Below are 15,981 nucleotides of genomic sequence, written 5' to 3'. Positions count from 1 at the left end.
AGTAAAGATGAAATTTTTGAACGGTGATTTTAACGAAATAGATTTAATAATGCAAGAAATATCAAATAGTTTTAGTGCTATTGACTCAATAGTTGACGCGGGAGAGGTACAGCCCGTTGTGCGGCGCGAGGTCGGAACAGTGACGATAACGGCATGCGAGCTGATCGATGAGCTGCTCTTTGGTCGCTTTGCCATCGCTGATCCGCAGCAAAAAACCGACCATAAGGCGGATTTGGGAACGCAAAAAGCCGTTGGCGTCGAAACGCAGGATCAGGTAGCCCCGTCGACGGTAGGCGTAGGCGCGGAACACGGTGCGGACGTAGTGGGTCGTGTCGGAGCCGGTTTTTTTGAAAAGGTCAAAATTGTGCTCTCCCTCGAAAAGGGCGATCGCATCGATGATCGACTCCTCAGCCAGGCGCGGAACGAAGGTGACGAAATCGGCTTCGAAAGGGTTGGATTCCCCCGCTTTGAGGATGTAGCGGTACGAACGCACCCGGGCGCCGTAGCGGGCGTGGAAATCGTCGCCGACGTGCTCGATGCGCCGGATGCGGATCGAGTCGGGGAGCTGGAGCGAGAGCATTTCGCGCAGCTTTCGCAGGTCGTGCCAATAGGGGGGAAGATCGAGGTGGACGACCTGGCGCGTCGCGTGGACGCCCCGGTCGGTCCGCCCGCTGCCGATCGGGACCGAATCGATACCCAGGCGCTTTAATGCGGCGCTGAGGGTTCCTACTACGGTGTTGTCGGTCGTGGTCTGGGACTGGAAGCCCATGAACGCCGCTCCGTTGTAGCTGAGGGTGAGTTTGGCGCGGCTCAAAAGCGTCGGCCTACCAGGCGTCGGTAAAAACCGTACGAGAGGATGAACCATACAAGGGCGGTAGCCCAGATCGTGTGGAAATCAAGCCATTTCTGGATCACGATCGCAGCGGCGTAGAAACCGACGATGGAAAGAAACATCCAGAGGTAGATCCACCGTTTCTGGTGGCGGGCGTGGACGACTCCCAGCGCGATCATGAGCCATACCGAGAGGAGGGGAAATAGGCTCAGCAGCGTGTTGGTGATGAGCAGCTGGTCTTTTTTGTCGCGGCGGTCCGTATTCGTCCAGTAATCGAGGGTATCGACGTAGCGGGTCTGGTCGGTGCTCATCATGTCGTTGATGTAGGCCGTTTCGAACGGCATCTGCTTGAAGACTTCGTCGTTGTAGCTGTAGCTTTCCCCTTTGCTCAGGCGGAACTGGAGTATGCCGTTGTTGTTGATCAGTTCGGCGCTTTTGGCCGAAATCAGGATTTCGTCTTTCATCTCTTTGCTGAACAAGACGATGTCGCCGTAGGCGCGCTCGGCGTTGTCGCTTTTGTTGATAAAGAGCATCCACTCGCCGAAGTTGTGCCCGAACTCCGAAGCCGAGAGGTTGAATTTCGCTTCGGCTTTTTTCTGGTCGAGGAAGTTGGCCGAGATCGTTTTGATGTAGGGGGTGACGACCAGATAATCGATAAACAGCAGCAGCGAGAGCAGCAGTGCGGGGGCGGCGAGGACCCGGGCGATAAAGCGCGGAGGGATCCCGAGCGAAAAGACGACGACCATTTCGTTGTCGTTCGAGAGGCGATAGAGGGTCAGCGCACCGCTGACGAAAAACGAGATCGGCAGGGTGTAAAACAGCAGTTCGGGGAGGACGAAAAGGTAGAGTTTTCCCATCTCGGCGAGGGTGAGCTGGATGACGGCGGTATAGGTCGCCAGCTTGATCATGAAAATGACCGACGCGATCGCAAACAGCGGCAGAAAGATCGAAAAGAACAGCAGCGAAAGGTTCGAGAGGATATAGCGACGTAGTTTATCCATAAAGGCCTGCCAGATAGGTAGTGATGTATCCGTCGAACATGAGGGCGATCCATGCCCCCATCGCCAGGAAAGGGATGAACGGGAGCTGCTGCGATTCTTCATCCTCGCTGCGGGTGAGGAGGAGTGCGGGGAGGGCAAGCAGCGCCCCGATGAAAATCGCCGCCAGCGCGAGCTGGATTCCCAACATCGCCCCCATCGTCGCCGCGATCATGATGTCGGCTTCGCCCATCGCCTCTTTTTTGATCGCGTAGGAGAGGTAAAAACGCAGCAGCGTGAATCCCCCCGCGAAGAGGAGGGCGTTTTGAAAATTGTAGGCCAGATGGGCGAACGAGGTCGCGCTGATCACCGCGAGGGTGAGGGCGGCGAGGTTGAGGCTGTCGGGAACCATCTTGTAGCGGTAGTCGATGAGCGAAAGGGCCAGCAGGAGAACAAAGGCCAGAGCGATTCCGGCCGCAGGGAGGGAAATCCCCAGCTTCATCGCGCAGAGGAGGAAAATGAGCCCGCCGAGCAGCTCGACGAAAGGGTACTGCAGCGAGATCTTCGCACCGCAAAAGCCGCATTTCCCCCGGAGGAAAAGCCACGAGAAGATCGGGATGTTGTGGTAAAAACGCAGCGGCGTGTTGCAACTCATACAGTGGGATGCGGGAAACGAAACGCTTTCGTCTCTGGGGAGACGGAGGATGACGACGTTCATGAACGAACCGATCGCCGCACCGAGAAGAAATACCAGTATCCATTCCATCAGTTAAGCCCTCCGAAGCGTCTTTCGACCGTTTTGAATTTTTTGATGATCCGTTCAAACTCCGCGGTCGTAAAATCGGGCCACAGCGTATCGGTAAAGAACAGCTCGGCGTATGCCGACTGCCACAGCAGGAAATTCGAGAGGCGGTGGTCTCCCCCTGTGCGGATGAGGAGGTCGACGTTTTCGTCCGTATCCAGGGCGCGCCCGAGCGATTCGGCGCTGATTGCCTCGCCCCGCTCGAGCAGTGCGTTCGCGGCCCGGACGATCTCATCCTGTGCGCCGTAGTTGAGCGCGAGGCTCTGGACGAGTCCGCTGCATCGGGCCGTCTCTTCGCGCACCCGTTCGATCGTCTTGCGCAAAGAGGGGGAGAAGTGGGAAAGATCCCCGATCGGCTCGAAGCGGATATTCCCCTCGAGGTAGGTTTTCAGCTCGTTTTTGAGATATTTGTCGAGGAGCTTCATCAAAAATTCCACTTCGAGTTTGGGACGTTTCCAGTTTTCGGTGCTGAACGCATAGAGGGTCAGGCGCTCGATTTCGTCGTTTTCGGCGCAGAAAGTGGTGATTCTGCGTACCGTTTCGGCCCCTTTTTCATGGCCGGCGGTGCGGCTTTTGCCCTGGGCCTGCGCCCAACGGCCGTTACCGTCCATGATGATGGCGATGTGGCGTGCGCGGTTGCTCATAAGGTACAGGCTTGTGCGTGATGTAAAATTTTGTCGGCAAGGTCGAATTTGGTATGGCGTCCCAGATCGATCTGCTGTTCGGGGGTGATGAAGGTGATCGTGTTCTCTTCCCCACCGAAACTTTTGGCGTCATCGAGCAGATTGTAGCAAACGGCGTCGACCGCTTTTTCCCTCAGCAGCTTTCGGGCGTTTTCAAGCCCCTCTTGGGTATCCATTTCCGCTTTGAAAGCAATCGTGGTGACCCCGTCGCGTTCCTGCGCTAGGGTACTTAGGATGTCGGAGGTCTGGGTGAGCTCGATCTGCCAGTGCTCTCCGAGGGTCGATTTTTTGAGTTTCCCCCGCTGGGGGAATTTGGGGGTGAAATCGGCAACCGCCGCGACCATGAACAAATAGGGGCGTTTTTGGATGAGCCGGATCGCTTCGGTGCTGGTGAGCGAAGGTTTGCTCAGTTTCCCTTTTTTGGCGACACGGACCGCATCGCGGGTATACTCCAGCATTTCGGCGGCATCGTCGACGTCGATCGTATAGATCCCTTTGGGGAGGCCTTCGGCCCCTTTGGTCGTGATGTAGCAGACGTCCGATCCTTTGAGGTAGAGCGAAAGGGCGATCGCTTTGGCCATTTTCCCCGAAGAAAAATTGGAGACGTAGCGCACTTCGTCGATTTTTTCTCTGGTTCCGCCGCCGGTAACGACCACGCGGCGGTCTTCCCAGAAAGGGTCTTTGAGCAATACTCTTGCCGTTTCGTAAAAGATGTCGAGGGGTTCGGCCATCGCACCGTCGCCCGTCGTCTGGCAGGCGAGCTCTTTGGTCTGGGTCGAGACGCTCTCGTAGCCCGACATCGCAAGCATTTTGAGCGATCCCTGGATCATGGGGTTTTGGATCATGTTCGTATTGGCGGAGGGGGCCAGCACTTTGGGCCCCGCAAACGCCAGGGCACACTGGGTGAGGATCGTGTCGGCGATCCCGTTGGCGAGTTTGGCGATGGTGTTGGCGGTGGCGGGAGCGATCACCATGACATCGGCCCACTGCGAAATTTTGATGTGGTTGAAATCGTCCGACCACGATTCGTTGGTATCGTCAAGTACCGCGTTGCGGCTGAGGGCTTCGAAACTGAGAGGCTGGACGAATTTTTTGGCCGCGGGGCTCATCACCACGCGTACGTCGGCTCCCGCTTTCGTAAAGAGCCGCACCAGCTCGAGCGTTTTATACGCCGCGATCGATCCGGTCACCCCCAAAAGGATTTTTTTGCCCGCAAGCAGGGTCGGTGGAATCAGCATTCTTTCCCTTTGCCGAAAAATTTGGCGAAGAAGCCCGCGACTTTACGGACAGGGGTGCGGCTGAGGACGAGGATGCCGCTTTCGTATTTGCCGGCGGTGAGGGTGGTTCCCGCGGCGATCATGACGTTGTCGGCGATTTCGACGGGGGCGACGAGCTGGCTGTCGCTGCCGACGAAGACGTTTTTGCCGATCACGGTGCGGTATTTTTTCATCCCGTCGTAGTTACAGGTGATGGTCCCCGCGCCGATGTTCGTCCCCTCGTCGATGTCGGCATCCCCCAGATAGCTCAGGTGCCCGGCCTTCACTCCGCGGAGGTGGGATTTTTTCACTTCGACGAAGTTGCCGACGTGGGTGTTTTCCAGCACGCTCTGCGGGCGCAGGTGGGCGAGCGGCCCGACGTCGGAATTTCGGAGGGTCGAATCTTCGATGACGCTGTGGGCTTTGACGTGCGAATTCTCGATGAGGCTCTCTCCGCACAGACGGGCACCGTTTTCAACGATGCACTCGCCGACGAAGCGGACCCCTTCTTCGATGTAGATCGTCTGGGGAAGCTGCAGGATCACCCCAGCGTCCATCCACGCTTTGCGAATCCGTTCCATCATGATCTCTTCGGCGTGGGCGAGATCGGCTTTGGAATTGACCCCTTTGAACTCCTCTTCGCCCACATACAGCGGGGCGATGGAGAGGCCGTCGCCCCGCGCCATCTCGATGACGTCGGTGAGGTAGTATTCCCCCTGCGCATTGTTGTTGGAGAGGCGGGGAATGTAGTTTTGCAATACGTGGTGTTTGAACGCGTAGACTCCGGCGTTGACCGTATTGATCGCTTTTTGCGCCTCGGTGGCGTCTTTTTCTTCGACGATCCGTTCGACACTCCCCGCTTCGATCACGACGCGGCCGTATCCGCTGGGATCATCGAGGGGGATGACCGACATGACGATGTCGGCGGGATTGGCGAGGAAACGCTCGATCGAGCCGCGCGTGATGAGGGGCATGTCGCCGTTGAGGACGAGGACGTCGTCGTATTTGGGGGTCACTCCCTTCATCGCTCCGCCCGTTCCGGGGAAGTTTTCGGCATCCTGCACGACAAAGGTCAAGCCTTCGAAATGGCGTTCCATTGCCGCTTTTACCGCCTCTTTTTGATGGGCGATGACGACGATAACGTCGTCGGTGATCTCCCGGGCCGCCTTGATGCTGTAATAGAGCATTTCGCGCCCGCAGATCCGATGGAGGACCTTGGCTGTGGGCGATTTCATCCGACTCCCTTTTCCGGCGGCGAGAATGACGATAGAAAGAGAATGGGACATAAAAGCTCCTGCATTGATTTGATGCAATTTTATCAGAATTTAATCGAGATACACCCTTAGTTTGTGGTATTATCGCCTCATTAAAAACAATTCATTTTCGAAAGTGCGGGGTACGGTTTGGGTCGTTTGGTCTTTTTGCTCTTGATGATCCCGTTGATGCTGTGGGCCGAAGACGCCCAGGTACCGGCGATGAACTTCAACCTGACCGCCCCCGAAACGCCCGAAGAGGTGGTGAGCTCGCTCAACGTCCTCCTCGTCCTCACGGTCCTTTTCCTCGCCCCGAGCCTGGTGCTCGTGATGACGACTTTCACCCGTTTTGTGATCGTGTTCGGGTTTTTGCGCCAGGCGCTGGGAACCCAGCAGGTCCCGCCGACGCAGCTGCTCGTGATGCTCGCGCTCATCCTTACGGTGTTCGTCATGGAACCCGTCGCTACCAAAGCCTACGATGAAGGGATCAAGCCCTACAGCGAAGAGCTGATCACCTACGACGAGGCGTTCGAGAAAACGACCGAACCGTTCAAAAACTTCATGGTCCGCAACACCCGCGAAAAAGACCTTGCGCTCTTTTTACGGATCCGGCACATGGAAAACCCCCAGTCGATCAAAGAGGTGCCTCTTACCATCGTGATCCCGGCGTTCGTCATCAGCGAACTCAAAACGGCTTTTGAGATCGGGTTTCTCCTCTTTCTCCCTTTCCTCGTTATCGACATGGTTGTCGCGTCGATACTGATGTCGATGGGGATGATGATGTTGCCCCCCGTCATGATTTCGATGCCGTTCAAGATACTCGTCTTTGTGATGGTGGACGGCTGGAACCTCCTCATCGGCAATCTTATAGCCAGTGTCAAATAGCGCTTTAAAGGTCTTTCGTGCAGTGTAATTATTTCGGGGTCTGCGGCAGCTGCCGCGATTATGAAAGCGGATACGAGGGGCAGCTCGAACACAAGCTCGCACACGTTCGCGACATGTTTGTTCCGCTCTACGGAGGGGAAATAGAGGTTTTTCGCTCCCCAAGCCAACGCTTCCGCTCCCGCGCCGAATTCAAAATCTATCACGACGACGAGGGGATGAGTTATGCGATGAATCGCCTCGATCGGCAGGGGATGCTCCGGATCGCAGGATGCGGCATCGTCTCAGAACCCATCGCGGATGCTATGGAGCGCCTTCTCCCGGCCGTTTCCGAGCTCGGAATGGGATACAAACTTTTCGGCGCCGATTTTCTCGCCTCGCGGGATAATGAGGTGCTGGTCAGCCTCCTGTATCACCGCAGACTCGACGACGCGTGGCTTTCGCAGGCACGGCAGCTCGAAGAGCGGCTGGGCATCGGGGTCATCGGGCGCAGCCGCGGGCAAAAGATCGTTGCCAGCCGCGATTACGTTACCGAAACGATTCGGGTAGGGGAACGCGATTACCGTTACGTCCATATCGAAAACAGCTTTACCCAGCCCAATGCACAGGTCAACGCGGAGATGATCGGCTGGTCGCTGCAACAGCTGGGTGGAATCGGCGGCGACCTCCTCGAGCTTTACTGCGGTGCGGGGAACTTTACGATACCGTTCGCGTCACGTTTCGATCGGGTCCTCGCGACCGAAATTTCCAAATCCTCCATCGCCGCTGCCAGAGAGAACATGAAACTCAACGGCGTCGACAATATCGATTTTGTCCGGATGAGCGCCGAAGAATTTACGATGGCGCTCGACCGCGTGCGCGTGTTCAACCGAATGGAGGGGGTCGATCTGGATGATTACCGCCTCAAAACCCTTTTCGTGGACCCGCCGCGCGCGGGGCTGGGTGAAGAGCCCTGCGCGTTTGCGGCACGGTTTGAGCATCTCCTGTATATTTCCTGCAACCCCGAGACTTTGGTGCGCGATCTCGAAATCCTCGAACGGACCCATAAAATCACCGGGATGGCGGCATTCGATCAGTTTCCCTATACCCACCATCTGGAGATGGGAGTCAAACTGGTCAAGAAAGAAGGGGTGTTATGAAGACGCTGTTTGCAAGTTTGATCGCCGCGGGGTATCTTTACGGGGCAGGCGGAGAGACGCAGAGCATACTGGGCGACGTCGCGAAACTGCGCCAAAAATACGAAGAGTGCCGGCAGTCCCAGGAAGCCAATCCGAAGATCAAAGGGTATCAGACCCGAATTGCACGCCTCGAAGCGCAGATCAAAGAGAACGCCGAACAGCTCAAATCTCTCCAGCAACGCAACCGCGAGATCGAGCAGGAAATCGGGCGTAAAAAAGGGGTGATCCAAAGCCTGGAAAAAACCCTCACCTCGCGCGACGAGCAGTTGCGGTCGGTTGCGGCCCGCAGCGAACGGCTGGCCAAAGAGGCCAATGCGGTCAAAGTAGGCAAAATCGAGCGGGAGAACCTCACCAAAGCACTGGCCAAGGCCAAAGAACAGGTTCGTCTTCTGGAAAACGACCTGAAAAAGAGTTCTGCCGCATCATTGCGCAAAGAGGCTGCCGACGCACGGGTCGAAATCGCCCGGCTGCGAAAAGAACTTGCCGCCGCACATACCGCGGCGAAACCGGCGACTCCCGCCGTATCGGCCGCCGAATCCCAGCAGGTACAGGCGCTCCGGCGGGAACTGGAAAAAGCCAACGCCGCGATTCAGCGGCTACAGAGCGCTCCCGTGCGCGAAAAAGTCGTCACCAAAGTGGTCGAACCGACCGACAAACTCGCATCGCTCCAGCGCGAGCTCTCTGCCGCCCGTGCCGAAATCGCCAACCTCAAAGCGTCCAAACCGGTGACGTCACCGTCGGTCAAGGTAGTTGAAAAAGTCGTTTACCGCGACCGTCCGGTCGAGAAAATCGTGACGAAAACGGTACAGCCGACCGAGCAGATCAAAGCGCTGCAAACCGAACTCGCATCCGCGAAAACGACGATCGAGAAGCTTAAAAAAGCTCCCGCAACGAAAGAAAAAGTGGTCGAAAAAGTAGTTTACAAAGACCGCATCGTGACGCAGGAAAAAGTGGTTTACAAGGACCGTCCGGTAGAGAAGATCGTCACCAGAACCGCCGAAACCCCCCAGCAGGTGAAGGCGCTCCAAAGCAGGCTTGTACAGGCCGAAGCGCAGATTGCCAAGCTCAAAAACGATCTTTCCGCCGCCCAAAGCCGCAAAACGTCGGTCGCCGCCGTCCCGGTGCGCGATGCTCGCCCCGTGGCCAGAAGCGTCTCTCCGGAGCCGGCGAAAGCGGCGGCTCCCGCACCGAAAAAAGGGGGATCGTCCGCCTACCGGATGGCTTCGAACGCGCCGATTTACAATGCTCCGGGAGGGTCGGTCGTCGATACGTGGGAAGCGCGCCGCTCTTTCACTGCCGGTTCCCCCTCGGGAGGATGGGTCCACATTACGGGGTATTTCGTCAACCGTGTATGGCAGCCGACCCGTCCGGATGAAAACCTGTGGGTTCGCGAGAGCGACGTTATCCGGCGATAGAACGCAAAAGCGGTAAAAGTTCGACCAGCTCGAACGCCAATACCGCCAGCCACGCAAAGATGCTAATTCCCGCCGCTGCTGCGGCAATGTCCTTGATGATGAGGATTTTTTCGTTGTAGCGGGTCTCCATGAAATCGCACATCGCTTCGATTGCCGTGTTGAAAATCTCCGCCGAGAGCATTACCCCTGTTGCCAGAACGATCAGCGACGCATTGAGTTTGTCGCTGAAAATCATCACGGGAATCAAAACCGCGACCGAGAGGATGATTTTGTAGAGGACGCTGAAGTCGTAAATAACGGCAAAGCGCAGCCCCGAGAGGATAATCCGAAACTTCCGCCACGGATGGTATCCGCGCTCCCCCGTTCCCAGGAATTTGTTTTTCATCGCACCGCTCCCGATTTGACCGCCAAAACTGCAATGGCGGCCCAGATCAGCGCAATCAGGGTTCCCGCCACGACGTCGGTCGGAAAATGGACCTGCAGGTACATCCGCGAGAGCACTACCCCTACCGATATCCCCAGCAGCACCGCACTCAGGACCAGATTGCCCAGCGTCGGCCCGGTGTAGACGACGATCCACAGCAAAAGGCTAAACGCGATGATCTGGGTCGTGTGGGCGCTCGGAAATGCCGGATCCAGCGGCAGTTCACCGATCGGCCCGAAAAAATGGGGACGTTTGCGCTCAAACAGGTACTTAATGACGTAGGTCGTAATGATCGCGCCGAAAAAGCCGATCCCCATCACCCGTTCGACGTGTTCGAAACTTTTCGAGAGGCTCAGGACCAAAACGACGTAGGCGGGGAGGAGGACCCAGAGCGATCCAAGCCACGTGATCGACGAGAAAAAACGGTCCAGAGAAGGGTTTTTGAGCTTGTGAAATCCCCCCAATACCGCCTGATCCAGGTGCAACAGATGTCCGCCCCGAACCGCGAGGGTGAGAGCGCCCAGCGCCCCCAGCGCAAGAACCATCACGGCGAGGAGCAAAAAACGCTCATCCGGCGTGAGCTTTTCATGAAAGTTCATGATTCCCCCCTTATTCTTCGACACATCATTACGGAAGAATCCTTAAAGAACGCAATAACAAAAAAGGGGACAGGTAAAAAAAATGGGGAAACAGGGGAGAAAGGAGGGGGAGGGGTTAGAACCCGTCCCAGGGCATTTTGGAATCTTTCCAGCCGAACATGAAGCCGTTGTCGAGGTTGTAGGCCTTGATCCCCTCTTTGGCCAGTACGTTTGCGGCCGCTTTCGAGCGCGGGCCGCTGCGGCAGACCAGGATGACCGACTGGACGTTGCGCAGTTTCATCGCCTTCATGACGTCGCTGACGAAGTTTTTATTGAAGACCTCTTTGGCGTCGTAGAGTTTCTGTATTTCGACGTGCCCTTTGACCTTGTCGTTTTTAAGTTCGTATTCGGCACTTTTGACCCGTTCTTCAACCGATTTGGGGATATAGGTCCATTCGTAGGCGGGGATGTTGATGAACCCTTCGCCGTGTCCGGTGTAGATGAACTCAAGGGTGGTGCGTACGTCGACGATGATCGCTTCCCCTTTTTTTTGCATTTCGTGGGCTTCGGCAGCGGTGAGGTCCCCTTCGTAAACGTCTTCGGCGCTGAGCGAGACGCAGGCGAGCAATACAAGCAGCAGTTTTTTCATGGCGTGTGTTCCGTTGTGCAGGTAAATTTTTCGGTGATTGTATCGGAAAAAGATTACACCCAGATGAAAATCGAACCATAAATATAATCAAAGTGATGCTTTAGTGATATTTTTTGGATATTATTACCGGAAAAAATTAGTTTTAATGATTTGTGTTAATTAAAGGAAACGTGTTGCAAACGGACGATCGGCAGGGTTGGCATGATTGAAAACATCGGGATCACGTATGTCACCGACTGGGAAACACAGGGGGAAAAATCGACCGAGCTCGATCCTTTCGTCGAAACGCTTCGGACCCTGGGATGCCGCCTGGAAATCCTCCCCGAACTCCCGTCCCATCTCGAAACGACCGATCTGCTGATTCTCCATCCGCGCACGATGGTCCCGGAGATATTCGAGACGATCCGCATCAGTAAAGAACGCTATCCCGCCATCAAAACGATCGTGATTTCGAGCGCCCACGGCAGCGACCTCTTTTTGCGGGCCATCGACGTCGGGGTCGATAAATACCTCCTTAAACCCCTCTCCGCCAGTGCCGTGCTCACGGTGGCCCAGCGGCTGGTCCGACAATCCGTTTACGCCAAAGAGGCGCAGCGGGCGTTCACCCACATCCAGCTGATGCACGCCGCGATCTCGAAAACGTCGTTTGCCGCCCATCTCGATCACAAGGGGATTATCCTCGAGATCAACGATCTGCTTGCCGCCAGACTGGGAAGACCCGTCGAAGAGATCGTTGGGGTCCACTGGTTCCATTTCATCGCGCGCCGTTTCCGGGTTTTTTTGCGTGCACTGGTCAACGAGCGGCTCAAAGCGGGAGAGATTTATCGCGGGATTATTGAATTCATCGATCCGCACGGCGATTCGGTGATGGTCGATACGACGCTCTACGCGATTCTCGGAGACAGCCGCGAGGTCGACGAAATCGTTTTCATCGGGCACGACATGAGTGAAATGAACCGCTCGATCGTTTCGAGCATGAAGCAGATGATCGACCACGATACTTCCCCCGCGGTTCTGTACAACTACCGTTACGAACCGATCGCCGTCAACCGCAATTTTTCCGAGCTGGGCGGCTATGCGGGGAGCGATGAGTGTTTCGCCGCCTACAAGGCGTGCGACTGGTTCCGGGAAGAGGGGGAGAGTCTGATCCCGATCCTCGAACATCACAAAAAACCGAAAAAAGCGCTCGAGAAGATTTTCGCCCTTTACCGAGGGGGGCAGTTCAACAGCCGTGCGGTTCTGGTACGCCCCGATCAGGACAAACGCTATTTTCAGCTTCATACCGCCGAAATGCCCAATCCGATGATCGCCGACGATCATTATCACATCCTCTATTTTGTCGACGTGACCGATTATGAACGCCTCAAGGAAGAGAAACTCAGCGACGCCAAACTCATGACGGTCGGCAGGCTCGCGGCGAGTATCACCCACGAGATCAATACCCCCATCACGTACATCAAAGGGAATCTTGAGCTTCTGAAATTCGAATGTTCCGAAAAGCTCCCCGAAGCGGAGGGGTTGTTCCGTCCCATCGAAGAGGGGATCGAACGGATCCAGTCGATTGTCGCGTCGATGTATGAATTCGCCGGCACCGGCAAGGAGGAGATGAAGTCCTGCAATCCCTACACGACCCTGGTTTACGCACTGCGGATCGTCATGAACCGTTCCCGTCACATCGTCCCCATCACGATCAACGGGGAGCCTTTTTCGTACGAAACGAAATACGACCGGTTCGAAGAGTGCAGAACGCTGGGGATCGCGACGCGGCTCGAGCAGGTGTGGATCATTATCGTGAACAACGCGCTCGATGAGTTCGAAAAAGGTAAAATAGCGTATGCTGATCGACGGTTGGACATTGCGTTCGAGTGCGACGATGTGCGGATCCGGGTCAAAATTTCGGATAATGCCGGAGGGATTCCCGAGGGGATACTGCCGACGATTTTTGATTTTGCGGTCGGAGGGGAAAAGAAAAAAAGCATGGGAATCGGATTGAACGTGGCCAAGGCGATCATCGACAAACACGGCGGGAAAATCAGCGTGGCCAACCGCAACCGGGGTGCGGAATTTGAAGTCGTATTAAAAACCTATCAGGAGAAGGAGTAGTATGTTTTTCGGAAACGAAATCAAAAGATACCGCGACGAAGCCGCCGAGCTTCGCGCCGAACGCGACCGTCTGGCCGCCGAGCTGGAACTGTACAAGGAGATCGCCGCGCTGAGCGACAAGGAAGCGGTTGTCGTCGTCGATGCGAACAACGAGGCAGTGTTTTTCAACACCCGTGCCGAAGCGATTGACGACAAGGCTTCTCTCGTCCGCGCCCTCTCATCGGGAGTGCACGAAGTGATCGTCGGCGAATGCGAAGCCGACGTCGTCCAAAAAAGCCTTCGTAACGGCTTCAAAGGGTTCGTCCTGCACAAATCCTCGACGGTCAGCGGCGAAGAGGGGGGATTGCTCGAGATGCACCAAAAAAGCATCCGCGGCGCACTTGGTGCCACGCAGAAAGTCTTTATCGACATCCTCGAAAAACTCAAAGACATGACCGAACAGTCGCGTGAAACGGCCAAGGGTTCCCAAGAGGGGCTTCGACTGGCCAAAGAGGTTGACGAGGGGATGAACAAACTCGCCGAACTGATGGAGGGGACGATGGCGACGACGGCCAACCTCGTCAGCCGCTCTCACGAAGTCTCGAGTGTCGTGGCGCTGATCAAAGACATCGCCGACCAGACCAATCTCCTTGCCCTCAACGCCGCGATCGAAGCGGCACGTGCCGGCGAACACGGACGGGGATTCGCCGTCGTCGCCGACGAGGTGCGCAAACTGGCAGAGAGGACCCAGAAAGCCACCAAAGAGATCGAAATCGTAATCCAGTCGATGACGCAGGATACCAGCGAGATCGAAACGGCGACCGGAGAACTCTCGGGGATCGTTTCGGAGACCAAAGACGACGTTTCCCAGATGGGCGGGCGGATGGAAATATTCCAGCGTAACGCGTCGCGCAGCGTTTATGAGATCATGGACATCAGCAACTATATTTTCAGCAACCTCGCCAAAATCGACCACGTCATCTACAAAAACAACGTCTACGCTTTCTTGTTCGGGCAGGAGAGCGATTTCAAACCCGTCGATCACCACTCCTGCCGTCTGGGCAAATGGTACGATGGCGGCGTAGGCAAAGAGCAGTTCGGGCACCTGAAATCCTACAGCCGGCTTGAAGGCCCCCATGCGCAGGTCCATACCCAGGCCAATGCCCTCATTGCCGATTGCGGCGACGGCAAAAAACTGTGTTCGCGTACCCAGATCGAGGAGCGTATCCGCAAAATCGAGGAGGCCAGCCACGGTGTCTTCGAAGCGCTTGACGTGCTGGTAGCGGAAAAAACCGAGGACTTGATGGAACACGCGATTGATAATTTGTTTGGAGGTAATGAATGATCCGTTTGATGATTGTAGACGATGAAGCGTCCATCGGGACGATGCTGGAAAAAGCGCTTGGGCGTGCGGGAGACATCAAAGTGACCTATTTCGACAATCCGTTGAGCGCCCTGAGCCGTTTCAAGGCCGGAGAGTTTGACGGCGTGCTGCTAGACATCATGATGCCGCAGCGCGACGGATTGAGCGTGCTCGAAGAGATCAAGGCCAAAGACCCCGATTGCGTCGTCATCATGATGACGGCTTATTCGACGCTCGACAAAGTGCTGCAAAGCCATAAAATCGGTGCGGACCACTACGTCCTCAAACCGTTCGATTCGCTTGCCGCCGTGGAGAAAAAGGTTCGGGAACTGATCCCGAACCGCTGATACCGCAGAAGGGGGGAGAAATCCCCTTTTTTTATTTCCCTCCTTTTTATACCTTAGTAATTCTGTATGGATGCTTGACAATAAGAAAAATCTATTTTACTATGGCGAAAAAAAAGAAGGGGTCTTTCATGGCTCAACAATGCCCACTGATTTTCCGGCAGGTCGATGCTACGGTGACGCGGATCAACACGCTTTTCGTGATGAGCGGGGTAGTCGCGTACCTGGTAAGCGGGTTCGTAGCGATCCTGTTTTTTTTGACGATTGATTTTGCACTTCGTCTTTACGGCGTCAAACATCTCAGCCCGATCCAGAACGCTTCGCTGTGGATACAGCGCCGTCTTGCATTGCCCAGCCGGATGGAAGATGCCGGGGCCAAACGGCTGGCATCGTTGTTCGGGGTCGGGTTTGTCGCCGCGATGGCGCTGTTTCATCTTCTGGGAATCGCATGGGCGGTCAACGTCGTCGCGGCGATTTACCTTTTCTGCGCGGCACTGGACCTGTTTTTCGGCTATTGCATCGCGTGCAAACTCTACCACTGGGCCAAAAAAATCTATCCGAAGGGGTTTGAATAATGGCAATGCTCTCTTCAAAGACGATTTACGGCCTTGCCGCCATGCATGTTCTCTCCCACGCGCCGTACGGCCGCGCGATGCAGGTACGCGAAATCGCCGCGATGACCAAAATTTCCCACGGTTATCTTGAACAGCTTCTTTCGATGTTGCGCCGCAACCATCTGCTCAACAGTACGCGGGGTGCCAGCGGCGGTTACAAACTGGCGCGCGCTCCCCATGAAATCGAAGTGCTGGAAATTATCGAAGCGTTGGAAGGGCCGTTCTACAAAATCGACGGAAACGTCGGATCGAGTCTGATCCTTGAATATTTCTGGGGCGATATCGAAGAGAAGATGCGCCGTCTCTTCGGGATGAAACTCTCTGAAATCGACCAGGCGTATCAGCCCTATCATTACGACATCTAAGGCTTAATTCCCCCGTCCCCGTTTGGCCTCGATCAGTTTGCGGTTGTTCCGCATCATCGATTCGATCTCGGAAGCGTCTTTGACGAGATACTGCTGGCGGAAACTCTGGGCGTTTTTGGCGTCGACTTCACGGTAAAACTCTTCGAGGGTAGCCCCGCGACTTACGGTTTGGGCAACGAAGGGGCGGGTTTCTATTTTTACCGAGGTCGGGGTATAGCGGTCGATAATCAGGTCGCGGGCCGTTTTTTTACGCATGGACAACTCTTTGTGGATTCATAGTTGTT

Annotated in this window: 18 protein-coding genes; 8 read left to right on the top strand and 10 right to left on the bottom strand. The window is 55.7% G+C overall.

What is annotated here, in order from left to right:
- Nucleotides 1–85: 85 nt before the first annotated feature.
- The 6 genes from truA to glmU are packed head-to-tail and all read right to left on the bottom strand — an operon-like array spanning nt 86 to nt 5,836.
- Complete coding sequence (gene truA, locus AB1763_04535) at nt 86–814, bottom strand: tRNA pseudouridine(38-40) synthase TruA (GenBank protein MEW5832083.1); 729 nt, start codon at nt 812–814, stop codon at nt 86–88.
- Nucleotides 811–1,833: an LptF/LptG family permease gene (locus AB1763_04530; GenBank protein ID MEW5832082.1), complete on the bottom strand. Its 1,023-nt coding sequence runs from the start codon at nt 1,831–1,833 to the stop codon at nt 811–813. The genes truA and AB1763_04530 overlap by 4 nt, the downstream gene beginning before the upstream one ends.
- Nucleotides 1,826–2,575: a prepilin peptidase gene (locus AB1763_04525; protein ID MEW5832081.1), complete on the bottom strand. Its 750-nt coding sequence runs from the start codon at nt 2,573–2,575 to the stop codon at nt 1,826–1,828. The genes AB1763_04530 and AB1763_04525 overlap by 8 nt, the downstream gene beginning before the upstream one ends.
- The gene (locus AB1763_04520; GenBank protein ID MEW5832080.1) at nt 2,575–3,255 is read right to left on the bottom strand and encodes a di-trans,poly-cis-decaprenylcistransferase; all 681 of its coding nucleotides are present in this window, start codon (nt 3,253–3,255) and stop codon (nt 2,575–2,577) included. Before AB1763_04520 ends, AB1763_04525 begins: the two co-directional genes overlap by 1 nt.
- Nucleotides 3,252–4,532 (bottom strand): bifunctional phosphopantothenoylcysteine decarboxylase/phosphopantothenate--cysteine ligase CoaBC, encoded by a 1,281-nt coding sequence (gene coaBC / locus AB1763_04515; protein ID MEW5832079.1) that lies wholly within the window; start codon nt 4,530–4,532, stop codon nt 3,252–3,254. Before coaBC ends, AB1763_04520 begins: the two co-directional genes overlap by 4 nt.
- Nucleotides 4,526–5,836, bottom strand: coding sequence for a bifunctional UDP-N-acetylglucosamine diphosphorylase/glucosamine-1-phosphate N-acetyltransferase GlmU (glmU, locus tag AB1763_04510; protein ID MEW5832078.1), 1,311 nt, complete (start codon nt 5,834–5,836; stop codon nt 4,526–4,528). The genes coaBC and glmU overlap by 7 nt, the downstream gene beginning before the upstream one ends.
- A gap of 117 nt (nt 5,837–5,953) precedes the next feature.
- Between glmU and fliP the strand changes: the two genes are divergently transcribed.
- Genes fliP through AB1763_04495 form a run of 3 tightly spaced genes read left to right on the top strand, consistent with a single transcriptional unit; the run spans nt 5,954 to nt 9,278 of the window.
- Nucleotides 5,954–6,688: a flagellar type III secretion system pore protein FliP gene (fliP, locus tag AB1763_04505; protein MEW5832077.1), complete on the top strand. Its 735-nt coding sequence runs from the start codon at nt 5,954–5,956 to the stop codon at nt 6,686–6,688.
- Nucleotides 6,689–6,705: 17 nt separating this feature from the next.
- Entirely contained in the window at nt 6,706–7,824 is a 1,119-nt protein-coding gene (gene trmA / locus AB1763_04500) for a tRNA (uridine(54)-C5)-methyltransferase TrmA (protein ID MEW5832076.1), read from the top strand.
- The gene (locus AB1763_04495; protein MEW5832075.1) at nt 7,821–9,278 is read left to right on the top strand and encodes a hypothetical protein; all 1,458 of its coding nucleotides are present in this window, start codon (nt 7,821–7,823) and stop codon (nt 9,276–9,278) included. The genes trmA and AB1763_04495 overlap by 4 nt, the downstream gene beginning before the upstream one ends.
- On the opposite strand, the gene AB1763_04490 is transcribed toward AB1763_04495, so the two are convergent.
- The 3 genes from AB1763_04490 to AB1763_04480 all read right to left on the bottom strand — a co-directional run bounded on the left by AB1763_04490 (nt 9,265) and on the right by AB1763_04480 (nt 10,929).
- Complete coding sequence (locus tag AB1763_04490; protein ID MEW5832074.1) at nt 9,265–9,663, bottom strand: diacylglycerol kinase; 399 nt, start codon at nt 9,661–9,663, stop codon at nt 9,265–9,267. The genes AB1763_04495 and AB1763_04490 overlap by 14 nt on opposite strands.
- A complete protein-coding gene (locus AB1763_04485; protein ID MEW5832073.1) occupies nt 9,660–10,301 on the bottom strand; it encodes a phosphatase PAP2 family protein in 642 nt (213 codons plus the stop codon). The genes AB1763_04490 and AB1763_04485 overlap by 4 nt, the downstream gene beginning before the upstream one ends.
- Nucleotides 10,302–10,416: 115 nt before the next feature.
- Nucleotides 10,417–10,929: a rhodanese-like domain-containing protein gene (locus AB1763_04480; protein ID MEW5832072.1), complete on the bottom strand. Its 513-nt coding sequence runs from the start codon at nt 10,927–10,929 to the stop codon at nt 10,417–10,419.
- Nucleotides 10,930–11,130: 201 nt separating this feature from the next.
- Here AB1763_04480 and AB1763_04475 point away from each other — a divergent pair, with 201 nt between their 5' ends.
- The 5 genes from AB1763_04475 (at nt 11,131) to AB1763_04455 (ending at nt 15,697) form a co-directional block, all read left to right on the top strand.
- Nucleotides 11,131–13,032 (top strand): ATP-binding protein, encoded by a 1,902-nt coding sequence (locus tag AB1763_04475; GenBank protein MEW5832071.1) that lies wholly within the window; start codon nt 11,131–11,133, stop codon nt 13,030–13,032.
- Between the two features lies 1 nt (nt 13,033).
- Nucleotides 13,034–14,356, top strand: coding sequence for a methyl-accepting chemotaxis protein (locus AB1763_04470; GenBank protein MEW5832070.1), 1,323 nt, complete (start codon nt 13,034–13,036; stop codon nt 14,354–14,356).
- Entirely contained in the window at nt 14,353–14,721 is a 369-nt protein-coding gene (locus tag AB1763_04465; GenBank protein MEW5832069.1) for a response regulator, read from the top strand. Before AB1763_04470 ends, AB1763_04465 begins: the two co-directional genes overlap by 4 nt.
- Nucleotides 14,722–14,849: 128 nt before the next feature.
- Nucleotides 14,850–15,293: a DUF4395 domain-containing protein gene (locus AB1763_04460; protein ID MEW5832068.1), complete on the top strand. Its 444-nt coding sequence runs from the start codon at nt 14,850–14,852 to the stop codon at nt 15,291–15,293.
- Nucleotides 15,293–15,697: an Rrf2 family transcriptional regulator gene (locus tag AB1763_04455; protein ID MEW5832067.1), complete on the top strand. Its 405-nt coding sequence runs from the start codon at nt 15,293–15,295 to the stop codon at nt 15,695–15,697. The genes AB1763_04460 and AB1763_04455 overlap by 1 nt, the downstream gene beginning before the upstream one ends.
- A 3-nt stretch (nt 15,698–15,700) precedes the next feature.
- Here AB1763_04455 and AB1763_04450 read toward each other — a convergent pair whose 3' ends face one another.
- A complete protein-coding gene (locus AB1763_04450) occupies nt 15,701–15,952 on the bottom strand; it encodes a hypothetical protein (GenBank protein MEW5832066.1) in 252 nt (83 codons plus the stop codon).
- Between the last annotated feature and the right edge of the window lie 29 nt (nt 15,953–15,981).

The organism is Campylobacterota bacterium (assembly GCA_040752835.1).
Classification (GTDB): Bacteria; Campylobacterota; Campylobacteria; order Campylobacterales; family Sulfurimonadaceae; genus Sulfuricurvum.
The sequence above is the reverse complement of the archived record's forward strand: the minus strand, read 5'-3'. Positions and strand labels throughout refer to the sequence as shown.